The organism is Streptomyces griseorubiginosus, from assembly GCF_001514195.1.
Lineage (GTDB): Bacteria > Actinomycetota > Actinomycetes > Streptomycetales > Streptomycetaceae > Streptomyces > Streptomyces griseorubiginosus.
In genome coordinates, this window is sequence record NZ_KQ948743.1 from 280,385 (window position 1) to 297,328 (window position 16,944).

A 16,944-nucleotide genomic window follows, 5' to 3' on the forward strand; every position below is an offset into this window, starting at 1 on the left:
GCGCTGCACGGCATGCGGGTGGAAGGAGGTGGGGGGTGGGAACACGCGACAGAGCCGCGTGGTGAATCTGTGAGGGAACTGTGAACGACGGGAGTAGAGTGACATCACCACCAGGGCTTTGTCATGCAAGGAACAAATCAACGGCTTGAATTGACCTTGCAGGCCAGGCAAATCGGCACAGGCAGCACCGGTTTTCGGCCGCGCGGGAGCGGCCCGTCGGGATCCGCACCTGTCCGTCGACAGCTCCCAACTGCGCACAGTTTTGGTGAAGTTACGGTCAGAAGTGAAAACGGAGTGCTAGACATCGGACGGACCTTCTTTGGTCAACTCCCTGTGACCGCCCCGTTGAGGAGAGTGTCGAACGCGAGGCGGAACTGAGCGGATAGGACGACCGTGTCGCACTCCCCCACCCCCGCGCGCCGAAGATTCGGTGCCCGCAACCTGCGTGTGGCCCAGAAACTCCAGGCCATCCTCCTGATTCCGGTGTTCGTCGCCCTGGCCCTCGGGGGCGTACGGGTCAAACGCACCGTCGACACCTGGCAGTCGGCCGAGGACGCCGTCCGCGTGGCGGAGCTGGTCCAGGCGGCCAACAAGTACGCCAGTGACGCCATCAACGAACGGGACGTCTCCGTCATCCCGTTGGTCCAGGGCGACCGGGACGCCGCGGCGGTCGTCAAGGCCCGGAAGATCACCGACGAGGACGCCAAGCAGTTCGACGCGGCGGTCGACCACATGCCGAGGACAGCCGGCCTCGAGCGCCGGATCGCGCTCGTGCGGCAAGGCGAGAAGGAACTGCCGCTGGTGCGGTCGAGCGCCTTCACCTCACGGATGGCCGGTGTCCAGACCGAGGAGAGCTACCACGCGGTGCAGCACCCGCTGATGGAGATCTCCAACGAACTCGGCTTCGGCATCACCACCCAGGAGACCTACGGCCGTACCCTCTACGCCGTCTCGCTCACCCAGGCCGCCGAGTCGCTGATCCGGGCCATCGGCACCCACCTCCTGGTCCAGGACCGCAGCAAGCTGGCCAAGGGTGAACTCCAGTCCCAGCTCAGCTCGTTCAGCTCCTACGTCTACCTCGAACAGATCGGGCTCCAGGAATACGCGGGGTTCGCCGGCACCGCCGACGTGGCCCGCTTGCGTGAGGCACTGGAGGGCGCGCGGAAGAAGGGGCAGGAGCTGGTCTCGCAGGCCCGGAGCCAGGCCGAGGCGGCCGGCCAGCCCTTCACACCCCCGCCGGACCTGGAGAAGATGACCCGCGCGATCGCCTCCGGCGCGACCGCGGCGCAGCTCGCCGAGCAGGGCATCACACCGGAGACCTTCTTCGCGGCCTCCACCCTCAGCTTCGACGCCTACCGCAGCGTCGAGGTGTACCTGACCGACACCGCGCTGGCCAAGGCGCACACCATCGCCGACGACGCCCGCAACGACGCGATCCTGAACGCCGCGCTCGTGCTCGCCGCCGTCCTCGCCGCCTTCCTCCTCGCGAACTGGGTCGCCCGCACCATGAGCACCAGCATGCGCCGGCTCAGCGCCTCCGCCCACGAGATCGCCGCCCAGCGGCTGCCCGCCCGATTGACCCAGCTCACCCGTGCCGTTCCCGGCCGGGTCGAGAACGAGGTCGAACCGATCCCGATCACCACCACGGACGAGATCGGCGAGGTCGCCCGCGCCTTCGACCACGTGCACCGCGAGGCCGTACGGCTCGCCGCCGAACAGGCCCTGCTGCGCGCCAACATCAACACGATTTTCAGCAACCTGGCCCGCCGCAGCCAGTCCCTGATCGAGCGTCAGCTTTCCATGATCAGTGAGCTGGAGGGCCGGGAAGCCGATCCCGACCAGCTGGAGAACCTGTTCCAGCTCGACCACCTCGCCACCCGGGTCCGCCGCAACGGCGAGAACCTCCTGGTGCTCAGCGGCGAGGCCCCCGCCCAGCAGTGGGACCAGCCGCTGCCCCTGGTGGACGTCATCCGTGCCGCGGTCTCGGAGGTCGAGCAGTACGAGCGGGTCCATTTCGCCGGTGTCCCGGAGACCGAGATCGACGGGCGGGCCGTGAACGACCTGGTGCACCTGCTCGCCGAACTCCTGGAGAACGCCACCACCTTCTCCTCACCGCACGTGCCCGTGCATGTCACCGCCACACGGTTGCCGGACGGCCGGATCATGGTCGAGATACATGACAAGGGAATCGGGATGCCCCCCGAGGAGCTGGCCGAGATCAACCGGAATCTCGCCGATCCACCCACCGTGGACGCCTCGATCTCCCAGCGCATGGGCCTGTTCGTGGTGGGCCGGCTGGCCGACCGGCACGGCATCCGCACCCAGTTGCGCCCCGCCGACACAGGTCAGGGCACGACGACCCTGGTGATGCTGCCCGACACGATCACCCATCGGCCGACGACCGCGGAACTCGACGCCGACACCATGGCCATGGTCGCGTTCGTGGACAGCCGCTTCACCGATGCCACGACCTGGACCGACGAACCGATCTGAGCCAACCCCCGTGCCCGCGCCGCAGGTTCACCGAGGTGGGATGCGGGGCGGGTACGGCCTGAAGGGGGCTCGGTCAACGGCCCGAAGACCCCGTCAGGCCATCTGTTAGCGTGCGCCGATGGAAGATCTGGGAGACATCACCTGGCCCCCCGAGCCGATCAGGACAGAGCGGCTCGTGCTGCGTGCGCCCGAGGCCCGGGACCGTACGGCGTTCATCGATCTGCTCGCCTCCGCGGAGGTGCACGCCTACCTCGGCGGCCCCCGTGCGCGGGACGAGCTCGAGCGCGGGACGCCTGCGGTGCCGGAGGCGTGGCCCGGCAGTTTCGTCGTCGATCGGGACGGATCGATGATCGGGCAGATCCTGCTCAGGAGAGCGACCGGGCACCGCAGGCCGGCCGCCACAGGGAAGGCCGACCTCGGCTACCTGTTCCTGCCGGGGGCGTGGGGACACGGGTACGCGGCGGAAGCGTGCGCGGCGGCACTTTCCTGGTTCGACGGTGCCGTTCCGGGCGAGCCGGTGGTCCTCACCACCCAGTCCGCCAACGGCCGTTCGATGCGCCTCGCCGCGAAGCTGGGCTTCACCGAGGTGGAGCGGTTCGAGGCGTGGGGGGCCGAGCAGTGGCTCGGTATGAGGACGCCGGTCACGGCCGCGGGTTGAGCCCTTCTCAGCGCTCGGGGATCCGTTCCACGGGCGGCGCCGTACGGCTGTAGCGGGCTCCCTTGGTGCCGTAGTGCGCGAGGTGGAGGGTTTCGCCGTCGAGCTGGATCTCCTGCGGCGGAGGGTTGGGTACGGAGATCCGTAGGTGTGCGTAGGGGTGCCCCTCGATGAAGACGGGCTCCCTGCGCACCTTCCAGCTGTCCGCCCAACTCTGGGCCTGCTCGCGGGTCCACGGATTCTGGAGGGTGCGCGGTGCGGCCGGGTCGTGGTCGTATCCGTTGAGGTTGCGGACCAGGGCCTCGCTGTAGACGCCCTTGACCCGGAAGTTCTCCAGGTCCTCCGCGCGGACGATCATTCTGACGTAGCGGCGGCTGTTGCCGCGGTGCCGGCCCACGGCGGGCCAGCGGCAATGTCCGGGGTCCCAGCGGACGCGCGGGAGCCACAGCAGGGTGCCCGCGCTGAAGTGCTTGGTGCCGTGCTGGACTTCGAGGCGGCCCTCGCCGTGCAGGGTCTCGCGCGCCACGTTGGCCACCAGGCACCAGCCCAGCAGTCCGTCCGGCGTCTCGTCGTCAGGGGTTTCCGTGTCCGTCACGCCAGAATCCTGAGTCACGGAAGGCGACGCCAGCCACCCTTTTTCAACGGAAACGATCCGTTCCGTATAGCAACTATCAAAGACCGTACAACTTCTCCCCAACAACAGGTGTCTGACGTACCGACCGCAGGTGTTTTCTTGGGGGGAAAACTTGATCAAGGTAAGCGTCGTCGTGCCGATCTACAACGCCGGTCCCTATGTGGAGCGTTGTGCGCCGTCACTCGTGAACCAGAGCCTCGGCGCGGACGCGTACGAAGTCGTCTACGTCGACGACGGGTCGACGGACGACTCGGCGGAACGCCTTCGACGACTGGCCGAAGCGCATCCGCACGTCCGGGTCTTCGAGCAGGAGAACTCCGGCTGGCCGGGCAAGCCCCGCAACGTGGGGGTGGACCGGGCCCGGGGGAAGTACATCCAGTTCGTCGACCAGGACGACGAGTTGTCGTACGAGGCGCTGGAGCGGCTGTACGCACTGGCGGAGCGCAACGGTTCGGACATCGTGCTGGGCAAGGTCCACGGCACGATGGCAGGACCCAGCAATGTGTTCAAACGGACGGTCGACCGGTGCACCGCCGCCGACGCACCGCTCATCGAGAGCCTCACGCCGCACAAGATGTTCCGCCGGGACTTCCTGCGCGAGCACGCGATCCGCTTCCCGGAGGGGCGGGTCAGGCTGGAGGACCAGTTGTTCATGGCGCGCACCTACGTGCGGGCCAAAACGGTGTCGATCCTGGGCGACTATCCCTGCTACCAGTGGAACCGGCGTGAGGACGGCGGCAACAACAGCAGCCGTCGGATCACGCCCGACGACTACTACGGCCATCTCGACAAGGTCGTGGAGGCGATCAAGGAGGGCACCGAGCCGGGCGAGCTCCAGAACCGGCTGTTGCGCCGCTCGTTCCGGGTGGAGCTGCTCCGCCCGGTCAGCGAGCCGCGGGTGCTCCAGCGGACCGGGAAGGATCTGGAGGAGTACTACACCACCGTGCGGCGGATGGCCATGACCAGCTATCCGCCGGGGGTGCGCGAGGGGCTCCCGGCGATCAGCTCGCTCCGTGCCGAACTGCTCGTCCAGGACCGGCTGGACTCGCTGATCGAGCTGGCCCGCCGCACCCAGCGCATCAAGGCGCGCGTCGAGGTGGACGACATGCGCTGGCGCAACGGCAAGCTGGTGCTCCGGACCCGGATCGGCATGGTCAAGGCGGACGGCGAGCCGCTGACCGTCGTGGACCGGGGCGGGCGGATGCTGCTCGACCCCGAACTCCTCGACGGCATCCCCGGGGCGGAGGACTGGGAGGTCCGCGACCCCTTCTCGCACGCCTACGGGGAACTCATCGTGCACGACACCGCCGGCAACCACTGGTGGTACCCCGACGGAGAGTTGGCGCCCGCCCTAGAACCCCTCGGCGGCGGCCGTCAACGGGTAGTGGTGGCCGGTGAGACGATCATCGATCCCCTGACCCTCGCCGGAGGCGACCCCCTGGACGGCGGCTCCCACCAGGTCTGGGCCGGCGGCCAGTTGCTGGGTGTGGGCCGCCGCCCCCGGCTGGCCGTGGCACCGGGCCCCACCCGCGTCTCGCTGGGCGCCATCGCCCTGGGCACCCCGCCGCGCCTCGTCTCCCCCGGCTGGGGCGGCCCCGGCGGTCAGCTGCGGCTCACCGTCGGCGGCCCCGGCCGGATCGGTCCCGCCCGCCGTGTCGTGCTGCGCACCGCCGCGGACCACCGACTGCGCCACGGCGTGCGCGAGGTACTGCGCCGCCTCCCGGACGGCATGCGCGCCAACGTCCGCGCGGCAGCACGCCGGGCGGAACGCCGGATGCTGCAGTAACCGTGACCGAGGGGGGACGACGGGGCGTGCGCGGTCCTGCCCGCTGACGTTCCCGGCGACCGCGCGAGGGCCCCGACCGGACGGACCGGTCGGGGCCTTCGGCCACTCATGAGCTGAACGCACCGGGACGGTCAGGAGACGGGCTGGAACGTCCACAGCAGGTTGGTGCTGGTCACCCAGGTCCACTGCTTGGTCACGGACCCGGAGGGGACCTGTCCGCCGCCGTCGAGGACGAGTCCGGTGGCGCGGTTGGCGATCGAGAACTGCCCCTTGCCCCGGTCGGTGATCTGCCACTGCTGGTTGGGGCTGCCGTTCCAGGCCGCCTGCCGGGCGGGGTCTCCGGCATTGGTCGTGCCCCAGCCGTCGGCGACCATGCCGTTGGTGCGGTTGACCAGCCGGTAGTAGCCGGTTCCGAGATCGACGGCCTGCCACTGGAGGTTGGTGCTGTCGACCGGCGTCCACTGCTTGAGGTTCGAGCCGCTCGCGACATTGCCGCCGCTGTCCAGGGCCAGCCCGTCCGTGACGTTGATGAGCCGGAAGTACGAGGACGGGTTGAACGTGACCTTCAGCGAGACGATGGCGTCGTTGTTGCCGGTCACCCGCAGGTCGGAGTTGTCCGAGGTGAAGGTCCAGGCCGTGCCGGTGAAGTTGTCGCCGGAGTAACCGATCACCTGGTAGCCCTGGGGCACCCTGAGCGAGGAGATGGACGAGGACCCCACCCCCTCCGCCGACAGCTGGGAGGAGGTGTAGCTGCCCAGCGTCAGAGCGGCGCTCCCCGCGGCGTAGTTCACGTCCTGGAACACCGTCACCCCGGATCCGGCCGCGGCCGTGGGGAGACCGCTGACCTCGACGCACACCACGGAGTCACTGGCGTCCGGGGCGGTGGTCGGCACGGTGACGTTGATCTGGCCGCCGCTGACGGTGTAACTGAGCGAGGCCGAGGGGTTGTTCATCAGGTAGACGCGGCTGACCGTGTTGGTGAGCGCCGGTATCTGCAGCACACCGTTGGTGGGCCAGGTGAAGACGTGGGCGAACAGCTTGCCGTTCTTCTTGGTGGCCCTCCCCCAGCCGGGGTCGCTGGAGTAGGGGCTGGCCAGGGCGCCGTGCACGCTGTCGCCGTACGTCGCCATCCACGAGGCCAGGCCCTGGAGAATGGTCACGGATCCGGCCGTGACCGAACCGTCGCCCTTGGGGCCGATGTTCAGCAGGAAGTTGCCGTCCCGCGAGACACAGGTGACCAGCTCCTGCACGAAGGTCTTGACGGGCTGGTAGGAGTTCTCCCGGCCCGCGTTGTAGCCCCAGGCGCCGTTCATGGTGTCGCAGCGCTCCCACTGGCGGTCCAGGGGCGCGCTCGGGACTCCGAACTCCGTGACCGTGTAGTCGCCCAGACCGAGGTCGCGCTTGACCCGTTCGTTGACGACCAGGGTGGGCTTGCGGGCGATCAGCCAGTTGTAGAGGTCGATGCCGTCGGACTTGAGCCACCAGTCCTGGAGGGTGGGACTCGCGGGCTCGCCGAACCAGTCGCCGTCGAACCACAGGAGCGCCGGGTCGTAGCGGTCCAGCAGTTCTTGCAGCTGGGCCTTCATGTCCGCGATGTACGCGGTGCGGGCCGCCATGGAGGTCATCGTGGTGACGCCGCCGCTGCGGATGGTCTGGGAGGGGTGGTTCCAGTCCAGGATCGAGTAGTAGAGCCCGAACTTGACGCCTCGCGCCTCGCACTCCTTCTTGAGCGACGCCAGCAGGTCGCCCTGGACACCGGCGTAGTCGTGCATGTTGTAGAGCTTGGTGCCGGTGGTGTCGGTGAAGCTGGGGACGTTGCTGTCCCACATGGCGAAGCCCTCGTGGTGCTTGGCGGTGATCACCAGGTACTTCATGCCGGCGTCGGCCGCGAGCTGGGCGATGTTCGCCGCGTTGAAGGCGGTGGGGTTGAAGTGGGCGGACACCTGGGTCTGGTAGTTGGGCTTGGACCAGCCCTCGGTGGCGAACGCCCACTCGCCGTGGCCGAGGTACGAGTAGGACCCGAAGTGGATGAACATCCCGAACCGGGCCTGGTACCACCAGTCCATCTTGGAGGGGACGGTGTAGGCCTCGGCGGTCGCAGGAAGAAGGACTTGCGGCAGCCCGAAGGCCACGACGCCTCCGGCGAGCGCGGCAGCCTTGATCAGGGATCGTCTGCTCAGGGGGGCGGAGGACATGGTGCGGCTCCTGGATCCTGGGGGGGTGCGCCGGATGGCACGGGGCGCGACATCGGATGAATTTATAGACGCTGCCCACGGGGACGTCCAGAGGGGGCGCAACAACTCGTCAATTCATCCTGTTCGGAGTCCATTTGCGACGGAGAGCATTCCAGCTACCGGTCCGGGATCACCGTTCGAGCCTCGCAATTGCTCGGATCAATAGTCCCTCTCGGGCGCCCATCCAGGTGCTCGACGATCGCGTCCGCCCCAGCGCTCATCCCGGCGCTGTCGGGTGGGTTGGAAGACTCCGACGGCGCCAGAAGATCGCGTCCACGGCCGCCCCGCTCACCAGGCGCCTGTTCCCTTGAGGTGCGGACGGGCGTCGGCAGCTCACGAAGAACGGGACCTGGTGTTCGTCCGGGTCAGGTACGCGTCGAGCAGGGCGTAGGTGGCGTCCGGTCGTTCGATGTGCGGGAGGTGGCCGGCTTCGGGGATGGTCTCCAGCCGGCCGTCGGCGAAGGCGTCGGCGTACGCCGCGCCGTACGCGGGGGTGACGACGCGGTCGCTCTCGCCCCAGAGCAGAAGAGCGGGCACCTCGATACGCCCGAGTCTCGGCAGCAGCTCGGGGTCGTGCATGTAGGGGTCGCCGGCCAGGACGCGCATGGTGGCCATGTTGGCCTGCCTGCGGGCGAGTTCCTCCGACCCGAGGGCGGCCGGGTCGACGTGGTAACGGTCCGGGTCGTGCCAGGAGTGCTCCGCGATGCCGCGAGCGTCGAGGGCGAAGATGTCGGTGATCGGTTCCGGGTCCACCCGGACGCCGACCGCGTCGATGAGGACGAGGCCGGAGATGGTTCCGGCCTCGTCCCGCGCGGCCATGTCGGCGGCGATCCAGCCTCCGAGGGAGGAGCCCACGACGACGACGTCACGCAGCTCGCGTTCCCGGAGGGTGTGAAGGTAGGCGAGGGCCAGGTCGCCCACGCCGGTGAGCCACTCGGGGCGCGGGGTGCCGTCCCAGCCGGGGTGCACGGGCGTGAGTGTATGGGCGGCGCGCGCGAGGTGCCGGGCGAGAGCGGTGACGGTGGCGGGACCTCCGCCGCCGTGCAGGACCAGTACGGGTCTGCCGGTTCCGGCCTCGGAGAGGGTGAGGGACAGGTCGGCATACGTGGGTGCGGTGTCTGAAGGCATGCCCGCACTCTAACTAAACATCTTTATATAAGCTAGCTTGGTCATGCCGTAGACTTGCCGCATGCACGGTGAGCTGCAAGAACTCGGCAGGGCGGTCAAGCAGGTCCAGTACCGCCAGCACAGGGCCCTCGACAGCGCCCTCGCGGCCGTCGGCACGACTCTGGCCCAGTGGGACGCGTTGCGCGCGATCAGCCGCTCCCCCGGAGCGTCCGCTCGCGAACTGGCCACGGCGACGTTCCAGACCGAGCAGGCCTTCGGAACTCTCGCGGGGCGCCTCACGGCCCAGGGTCTCGTGGAGCGCCGACCGGGACACGGCCGCCGCATCGAGCACCATCTGACGGGCGCCGGCGCAGACGTCCTGGCAGCCGGCCACAAGGTCGCCGACGCGGTGCTCGCCGAGTGCTTCGCACCCCTGCCCGCCGCCGAGCGCGCGACGCTGCTCGATCTACTACGGCGCCTCACCACGCACAACGACACCCGCTGACGCCGGTCGCAGGCGTGCTGTCGCTCCCGCAAAAAAATCATGATCTCGCCGGATCGATTCCCGGAAATGTGTGGGCCTCCATTGCCGAATCGGGGGTAATCGAACACCAAGAGCAGTACCCGCTACAGGAGGTCGTGATGATCGCCCTTGGTGTAATCCTTCTGATCGTCGGTTTTCTTACCGGCGTCTCGATCCTGTGGACCATCGGAATCATCCTTCTGGTGATCGGCGCCGTCTTGTGGATCATGGGATCCGCAGGTCACGCGGTTGCCGGTCGACGACACTATTGGTGACGTCGCCCTTGCGCACGCCCCCCGCGACACGCAGAACCCGCACAACCCACGAGGGCGGGCCGGAATGCCCGGCCCGCCCTCGTGACGTGTCAGTAATCGATCAGGGAAGTTTGATCAGCGTGTAGTCGTCGCAGTAGCCGGCGGCCGATCCCGTGTTCTTGTAGCAGTACATGCCGGCGGAGGTCGTCGTGGCGCCCGTCGTGAAGAAGATCGGCTGCTGGGCGTACGACGTGGTCGAGGTGCGGAGATACGTCTCGGTGCCGCCGAAGCTCTTCACGCCCACCGCGACCTCCTCACCGGCCGTGGCCACCTTGGCCCACGCGGCGAGCAGATAGGTGTTGCTCGCGGTCAGACCGCTCACCGTCTGGATCGCCCCGCTCGCACTGGCCGCCGTCTGGAGGGCGTAGGTGCCGGTGCGGGCGTTGGTGGCGGCCACGCTCGACGCCGTGCTGGTGCTCTGGCCCCACGGGGTCAGCGCACCGGTCTCGAAGCCGGGGTTCGTGATCGCGTTGGTCGCCGAGGTCAGCGGCTCCACCGCGAGGTCGTCGCAGTAGCCCGCGCCGCTGCCACCGGAGTTCTTCCAGCAGTAGACGGTCGCCGAGGTGCTCGACGAGCCGGTGGTGAAGAGGACCGCGGCCTGGGTGTACGACGTCGTGGCGACGTTGGTGTACGTCTCGGTGCCGCCGAAGTCCTTCACTCCGATCGCGAGGGTCTCCCCCGCGTTGGCCACCTTGCCCCACCCCGTGAGCAGATAGGTCGTGTTGGGGCTGAGTCCGGTCAGTGCCTGGTTGGCGCCGCTGCCGCTCGCCGCCGTGGTCAGCGCGTAGGTCCCGGTGCGGGCGCCCGAGGACGTGACCGACGAGGAAGCGCCGCTGGCCTGCGTCCAGGGGCTCAACGCGCCTGACTCGAAGCCGGCGTTGGAGAGCAGGTTGCCGCCGGTGCCGTTGTAGGCGCCGATGTTGGGGGCGGCGGTGGCGGAGACCGTGTTGCCGAAGGCGTCCTTGCCGCCGTTGGAGCCGATGACCGCGCCTGCCCGGATCACGGGCGAGGACGGGTGCACCTGGTAGGCGTTCGTGCCGGTGTAGGACGAGGAGCCGTTGGTGTTGCCGGGGTTGCGGAACTGCGGGTCGGCGGTGACCTTCGCGGAGTCGGCGGGCTCCGAGGACGGGTGGTTGCCGTAGAAGAGGTTGTTCGAGTAGACGGACGAGCCGGTGGTGGAGAAGTAGCCGCCGGTGCCGTAGTTGAAGACCGCGTTGTTCTTGAAGGAGAGCGCGCCGGAGATGCTGGAGCCCGCCCGCGAGTACAGGATCGGGGTGTTCAGGCCGCTCTTGTTGACGTAGATGCTGTTGTTGTAGATGAGCGGGACCGCCGCCGAGCTGCCGCTCTGGTTGGGGACGCCGCCGACGAAGTGGAAGACGCCGGTGCCGTGGGTGGGGGTGCCCGAGGTGGGGCAGCCCGCGTTGGAGCCGTCGTTCTCGCTGATGTTGTAGCGGATCACCGTGCCGTCGCTGGGGACGGTCGAGGTGGGCTCGTTGGCGATGCTGAACGGCGGCATGACCAGCATGAAGCCGCCGAGGTTCTGGTGGCTGTAGTTGTACTGGAACGTGGTGTTGTGGTTGCCCCAGTCCACGTCGTAGCCGGTGCCGTCGGCGCCGTTGACGTGGCAGTAGACCTCGTTGTTCTGGACCACGGTGTTGGAGCTGCCGGACATCCAGATGCCGGCCGAGGCGCCGTTGCAGTACTGGCCGGAGGGCGGGCAGGTGTTCTTCGCGCCGCCGTAGCCCGCCTTGTTGCCGTCGATGAGGGCGCCGTCGTTCTTGACCACGAGGATGTCGTCCGCGCCGTCGTAGGTCATCGTGTTGCCGCGGATGACGGTTCCGGTGGTCAGGCCGGTGCCCTGGCCGTCCCCGTCCGGGGTGACGGCGACGGCGATGCGGTCGACGTGGTCGAAGGTGTTGTTCTCGACCACCACGTCGTCCCAGGTGGAGACGGGTGTGGTGTGGTCGGTCTGGACGCCCACGCCGGCGTTGGTGGCGTACCAGCCGCCCGGCCAGCCGCTGATGTTGTGGATGTACATGTCGTGCACCCGGATGTGGTGCAGGACGCCGCCCGAGCTGTTCTCGGCGAGCACACCGGAGCGGTAGGCGGGCGAGGACGCCGAGTTGACCAGCTCCAGGCCGCCTATCTCCCAGTACTGCTGGTTGAGCAGGCGGATGACGGGACCGGTGGCGCCGTTCGCGTTGATGACGGGCTTGGCGCCGCTGCCGTAGGAGCCCATGGTGATCGGGCTGCCCGAGGCGCCGGAGCCGCCTGGGGTGAGCTGGCCCGTGCAGGTGGTTCCGGCGGCGAAGAGGATGCTGTCGCCCGCGCCGAACGTGGTGCTGTTGACGCTGGCGACGGAGTTCCAGGGGCTGGCCTGGGTTCCGCTGCCGTTGGTGGAGGCCGAGCAGTTCACGTAGTAGGTGGTACCGGCCGCCAGTGCCGCGTGGGCCGGGACCAGGAGTGCTCCCGCCAGCATGGCGAAGAGGGCCAGAACGCGGGATGCCCGGCGGGCCGGACGCGCTGTTCTGCGACGCTTCATCGCATCGCTCCTTACTGGGTGATCGAGTCCTCCGTGCCGCGGATCGGGACACGGGGCTTCCTGCGCCGGGCGCGCGGCTCAAGCGGCATGGCGCCCGGGATCCTTGGCCGCCGTACGGCGGCGCCTGGGCTAACGCGCGGCGAGCGCGTCCAGGGCGGACACCTCCAGGACGGAGGCCGACGTCTCCAGGACGGAGGCGTGCCGCATGCCCTCCGGCAGGCCTAGCAAGACCGGCTCCCAGGCGCCGCCGTCCCGGCTGCGGACCGCCCCGTACCGCCCTTCGAGGAAGTGGTCGAAGATCATGATCCAGTCGCCGTCCCTGCGGAACAGCGACGGCCCCTCGGCCAGGGAGGGGGTCACGGGACCGTTGGGCGTCGCGTACGGCCCGCCGGGCACGTCGAACGTCGTGAGGTGGATGTCCTTGTGCGCGGTGGCGATGTCGTTGACCCCGCGCTCGTCCTTGAAGGCCATGAGGAAGCCGCCGCCCGACAGCTCACGGACGGTCGCGTCGATGACCGAGTGACCGGGGTCGAAGAAGATTCCGGGTGCCGAGAAGGTGCGGAAGTCTTCGGTGGTGCAGTGCCAGATGCGGTGGTCCTGGGTGAGGTGCTCGAAGTCCCGGCCCTCGGCCGTGGCACCCGGCTCGACCACGGACGACCAGATGAGGTGGTACAGCCCGGTCGCGCGGTCCAGGAAGAACTCCGGGGCCCAGGCGTTGAGGGCGCCCTGCACCCGGGCCATCACCGGAACCAGTCGCTGTTCGGACCAGCTGACCAGGTCGGCCGAGGTGGCGTGGACGATGTACGGGCTGGTCCAGCCGTCGGTGGCGAGCAGGTGGAACAGGCCGTCGGGGCCGAGGCCGATGAAGGGGTCCCGCAGCCGGCCGGTGCCGACGGTGCCCCGCAGGACCGGCCGTCCGCCGTTCACCGGGGCGAACTCCTCGCCGTCGTGGCTGTAGGCCAGGTGGAGCGCCTCGTCGGCGTCGGTGAAGTAGGAGACCACGTACATCGGTGGGGGGTCCTTCCGGAGGGGCGGGTCGAGAGGGGGCGGCGGCAGCGGGGCGGGGCCGCGCGGGTGGCACTGGGTGGGCGGCCCCGGGCGCGTGTCGGCAGGGCCGGGCGGGATGGCCGTAGAGCCGCAAGAGGGTGAAGGCGTCGCCGGGGCCCTCGATGTCGGGGCCATCCGGGCGCGCCGCTGGGACCCGCCGCGCTGGGACGGCCCTGCGCGGCGGGGCCAAGGGCTGAAGTGTGTTTCTGCGGACCCGGCCGTGAACCGGCGTACCGGGGTCAGGACTTGACGGCACCCGCCGACATGCCGGCGACCACGTGGCGTTGCAGGAAGACGAAGATCAGGAAGAGGGGCAGTACGCCGAGCAGCGCTGCCGGGAAGAGGGTCGTCGGCTGCACGGTGTGCGGGTCGATGAACGAGTACGCGTTGACCATGACCGTGCGCTTGTCGGGGTCCTGGAGGAACACCAGCGGCACGATCAGGTCGTTCCACACCTGGAGTGAGACGAAGGTCAGCAGGGTGCTGGTGATGGGGCGCAGCAGCGGCAGGATGATGGTGAAGAAGGTGCGCAGCGCCCCGCATCCGTCGAGGGCGGCGGCCTCCTCCAGGTCGGTGGGGATGGAGCGGATGAAGCTGGTGTAGAAGAACACCGCGACCGGCAGGAACATCGCCGTGTAGACGAAGACGACGCCCGCGTAGTTGTCCAGCAGGTTCAGGTCCCGCATCAGCAGGTACAGCGGGGCCACGACGACGAAGACCGGTACCGAGGTGCCCACGATGAACAGCCGGTAGACCCAGGTGGACCAGCCCTGGGTGATGCGGGCCAGGGGGTAGCTCGCGAGGGAGCCGAGCACCGTGATGCTCAGACAGGACAGGCCGGTGATCAGCAGGGTGTTCAGGGCGCTGCGGCCGTAGTGGATCTGGGAGAAGGCGTCCGAGAAGTTCTTCAGGGTGAAGGTGTGCGGGATGCCGAGCGGGGACCGTGCCACGTCGGCCGCGGTGCGCAGCGAGGTGAGCACGGTGAAGACGAACGGCAGGACGAACACCAGCACGCCGAGGCAGAGCAGGACGGTGCCGAGGCTCTTGGTGGCGCGGCGCAGGGTGCTTCTGGTCGGGGCCGCGGCGGGGTCGGACGACGGCCGGGGCGTGGTGGGCCGGGTGTCGGCCTCGGGGGAAAGGGTGTGCGAGGTCATGGTCGTGTCCGCCTGTCAGATTCGGCGCTCGCGCAGGCGCAGCAGAGAGGAGGTGGCGCTGGACAGGACGACCACGGTCACCAGGAGGAGTACGGAGATGGCGATGCCGAGGGCGAACTTCCCGCCGCCGAAGACATTGCGGTAGACGAGGGTGGTCAGCGTCTCGGTGGAGCCGGCCGGGCCGCCGTTGGTGAGGACCAACGGGAACTCGAAGACCTTCAGGGAGCCGATGAGGCTGAGGGTCACGTTGACGGTGAGCGCGGGCGCGAGCATGGGCCATTCGATGGAGCGGAAGCGGCGCCAGCCGTTCGCGCCGTCGACCGCGGCGGCGTCGAGGAGTTCGGTGGGCAGGCTCATGTAGCCGGCCAGGAAGATGGCGCAGGAGTAGCCCGCGAACATCCAGATGTTGACGGCGGCCACCGCGTAGAGGGCGGTGGAGGTGTCGCCGAGCCAGACGTGCTCCAGGGAGTCGAGGCCGAGCAGACCGAGGAGGGCGTTGATGCCGCCGTCCGGGGCGAACAGGTACGACCAGATGAACGCGGCCATCACCGGGGAGACCAGGGTCGGAGTGAGCAGGGTGACGCTGAGCGCCTTGCGGACCTTCGGCCGGCGGAACAGCATGCTCGCGAAGAGCAGGCCGAGGCCGTTCTGGGCGATCACGACGACGGCCGCGTACAGGATGGTGTGCCACAGGGCGGCGGTGACGTCGGGGTCGTCGGCCATCGCCCGGTACTGCTCGGTGCCGACGAAGTGGGCGATCGGTCCACCGAGGCTGTCCGTCATGCTCAGGTAGATCCCGCGGCCCAGCGGATAGAGCATGAAGACGGCGTACACGGTGATCGCCGGAAGCAGGAAGGCGGCCATGGTGGCGCGCCGGCGGTGGATCACGGGAGTCCTCCTCTGGCCCGAACGGCCGTGGTGGGGGCGGGGGGGGTGGAGCGGGTCGGTCGGAAGCTGCCGACCGCTCCCACCACGGCTGGTCCGGTGCTGGCTTACTTCGCGGACGCCGCGGTCTGGATGTCCTTGAGCGTCTGCGCGGTGGACTCCTTGCCCAGCAGATAGGCCTGGATCTTCGAGCCGATCTCGGTCTCGGCGGCGGCGCCGTACCAGGAGTTGGAGGGCAGGATCCGGTAACGGCCGTCCTTGAAGGCGTTGGTGAAGGCCGTGGTCTCGGTGCTCTCCGGCGTGCTGCCGCCGGTGAACGGCGACTCGGCGTGCTCGGCGTCGAGGTACTTGGAGAGGTTCTCGCTCTGCGACCAGAACTTCACGTACTCGCGTGCCGCGTCACCCTGCTGCGACTGGGAGTTGACGGCCCACATGGTGCCGGCGAAGAGCATGCCGTTCGGCTTGGTGCCCGCGGCGCCGCCCGGCCAGGGTGCGAACTGGACGGGGAATCCGGCCTTCGCGACGTTGGAGACCTGCCAGGCGCCCTGGTACCAGAACGCGCTCTTGCCCGCGCTGAAGTCCTGCGGGCCCTGCGACCACTCGTCGACACCGAGTTCGTTCTTCCAGTTGACGTACCCCTTGTCCTCCAGGGTCTTCAGCTGGTCAAGGGGGCCCTGCCAGTCCGGTGCGAAGGAGGCCTTGCCGCCCAGGAAGTCGGCGTCCCACTGCTTGTTCTTCTGGTAGACGAGGCTCGAGCCGCTCGCCTGGAAGACCGAGCTGCCCGTCCAACCCGACTTGTCCGGCAGGGAGATGGGGTTGATGCCGGCCTTCTTGAGCTTGCCCAGGTCGGCGAGGAAGGTCGGCCAGTCGGCCGGGACCTCGTCTATGCCCGCCTTCTTCAGGAGGTTCATGTTGGCGTACATGCCGATGCCGATGAGCTCCATCGGCATGGCGAGCGTCTTGCCGTCGGACTGGGCGAAGGGCTTGGCGTCGGGGGCGATGTCGCCCGCCCACGACTCCTTGGAGAGGTCGGCGAGGTAGCCGGAGGCGCCCCACTTCTTCATCTTGTCCGTGTCGACCATGATCACGTCGCCGGCCTTGCCACCGAGCAGTTCGGGCTGGAGCTTCTGGACGTACGTGTCGTTCGCGGTGATGTACTCGAAGTCGATCTTGATCTTCGGGTGGGCCTTCTCGAAGGCCTTGTTGATCTCCGCGACGTTCGCCGGCTCCGCGCCGCCGCCCTTCCACGCCTGGACGTGCAGGGTCACCGTGCCGTCGCTGGAGGCACCGCTCGACCCGCCACCGCACGCGGCCAGCGACACCGCCATGGCGGCGACCGTGGTGGCGATCGCGACACGTCTCCCGGAATGCTTCATTGCACACCTCTCCCGTCGTCGGTACGGACCGACTCGTCATGTGTTGAGGGATTGATTCGGTCGGGCTGGATCCGGGTGGGTTCAGCGCCGATGCGACGAAAAGGGGTCGGTGGACCCGAGTTGCGGCCATGTTGAGCGCCGATGGCCGGGAACTGTAACGCAAAACTTAGCCGACATCTATACGTAACTTTGAG

Annotated in this window: 13 protein-coding genes; 5 read left to right on the forward strand and 8 right to left on the reverse strand. The window is 68.6% G+C overall.

Annotated features, from left to right (window positions below):
* Positions 1-393: 393 nt before the first annotated feature.
* The gene (locus AQJ54_RS34745; protein ID WP_062244245.1) at positions 394-2,493 is read left to right on the forward strand and encodes a sensor histidine kinase; all 2,100 of its coding nucleotides are present in this window, start codon (positions 394-396) and stop codon (positions 2,491-2,493) included.
* A 118-nt stretch (positions 2,494-2,611) separates the two neighbouring features.
* Entirely contained in the window at positions 2,612-3,151 is a 540-nt protein-coding gene (locus tag AQJ54_RS34750) for a GNAT family N-acetyltransferase (RefSeq protein ID WP_062244247.1), read from the forward strand.
* Positions 3,152-3,158: 7 nt separating this feature from the next.
* Here the strand turns inward: AQJ54_RS34750 and AQJ54_RS34755 are convergent, their stop codons facing one another.
* A complete protein-coding gene (locus AQJ54_RS34755) occupies positions 3,159-3,743 on the reverse strand; it encodes a hypothetical protein (RefSeq protein WP_062244250.1) in 585 nt (194 codons plus the stop codon).
* A gap of 172 nt (positions 3,744-3,915) precedes the next feature.
* Between AQJ54_RS34755 and AQJ54_RS34760 the strand changes: the two genes are divergently transcribed.
* Positions 3,916-5,568 carry a glycosyltransferase family A protein gene (locus tag AQJ54_RS34760; protein WP_062244253.1) on the forward strand — a complete coding sequence of 551 codons (1,653 nt, stop codon included), beginning with the start codon at positions 3,916-3,918 and terminating at the stop codon, positions 5,566-5,568.
* A gap of 131 nt (positions 5,569-5,699) precedes the next feature.
* Here the strand turns inward: AQJ54_RS34760 and AQJ54_RS34765 are convergent, their stop codons facing one another.
* Positions 5,700-7,763 carry an alpha-L-fucosidase gene (locus tag AQJ54_RS34765; RefSeq protein WP_062244256.1) on the reverse strand — a complete coding sequence of 688 codons (2,064 nt, stop codon included), beginning with the start codon at positions 7,761-7,763 and terminating at the stop codon, positions 5,700-5,702.
* Between the two features lie 372 nt (positions 7,764-8,135).
* Positions 8,136-8,930 carry an alpha/beta fold hydrolase gene (locus tag AQJ54_RS34770; protein WP_062244260.1) on the reverse strand — a complete coding sequence of 265 codons (795 nt, stop codon included), beginning with the start codon at positions 8,928-8,930 and terminating at the stop codon, positions 8,136-8,138.
* A 61-nt stretch (positions 8,931-8,991) separates the two neighbouring features.
* Between AQJ54_RS34770 and AQJ54_RS34775 the strand changes: the two genes are divergently transcribed.
* Positions 8,992-9,414, forward strand: a complete 423-nt coding sequence (locus AQJ54_RS34775; protein WP_062244262.1) for a MarR family winged helix-turn-helix transcriptional regulator — start codon at positions 8,992-8,994, stop codon at positions 9,412-9,414.
* Positions 9,415-9,551: 137 nt separating this feature from the next.
* Positions 9,552-9,707, forward strand: a complete 156-nt coding sequence (locus tag AQJ54_RS46985) for a DUF6131 family protein (RefSeq protein WP_165939125.1) — start codon at positions 9,552-9,554, stop codon at positions 9,705-9,707.
* Between the two features lie 100 nt (positions 9,708-9,807).
* On the opposite strand, the gene AQJ54_RS34785 is transcribed toward AQJ54_RS46985, so the two are convergent.
* The 5 genes from AQJ54_RS34785 to AQJ54_RS34805 all read right to left on the reverse strand — a co-directional run bounded on the left by AQJ54_RS34785 (position 9,808) and on the right by AQJ54_RS34805 (position 16,750).
* Positions 9,808-12,288 carry a carbohydrate binding domain-containing protein gene (locus AQJ54_RS34785; protein WP_062244265.1) on the reverse strand — a complete coding sequence of 827 codons (2,481 nt, stop codon included), beginning with the start codon at positions 12,286-12,288 and terminating at the stop codon, positions 9,808-9,810.
* Positions 12,289-12,417: 129 nt separating this feature from the next.
* Positions 12,418-13,296, reverse strand: a complete 879-nt coding sequence (locus AQJ54_RS34790) for a glycoside hydrolase family 43 protein (RefSeq protein WP_062244268.1) — start codon at positions 13,294-13,296, stop codon at positions 12,418-12,420.
* Positions 13,297-13,574: 278 nt separating this feature from the next.
* Positions 13,575-14,489, reverse strand: coding sequence for a carbohydrate ABC transporter permease (locus tag AQJ54_RS34795; protein WP_062030931.1), 915 nt, complete (start codon positions 14,487-14,489; stop codon positions 13,575-13,577).
* A 15-nt stretch (positions 14,490-14,504) separates the two neighbouring features.
* Positions 14,505-15,377, reverse strand: coding sequence for a carbohydrate ABC transporter permease (locus AQJ54_RS34800; protein ID WP_062244271.1), 873 nt, complete (start codon positions 15,375-15,377; stop codon positions 14,505-14,507).
* 104 nt (positions 15,378-15,481) lie between these two features.
* A complete protein-coding gene (locus tag AQJ54_RS34805; RefSeq protein WP_062244274.1) occupies positions 15,482-16,750 on the reverse strand; it encodes an ABC transporter substrate-binding protein in 1,269 nt (422 codons plus the stop codon).
* Between the last annotated feature and the right edge of the window lie 194 nt (positions 16,751-16,944).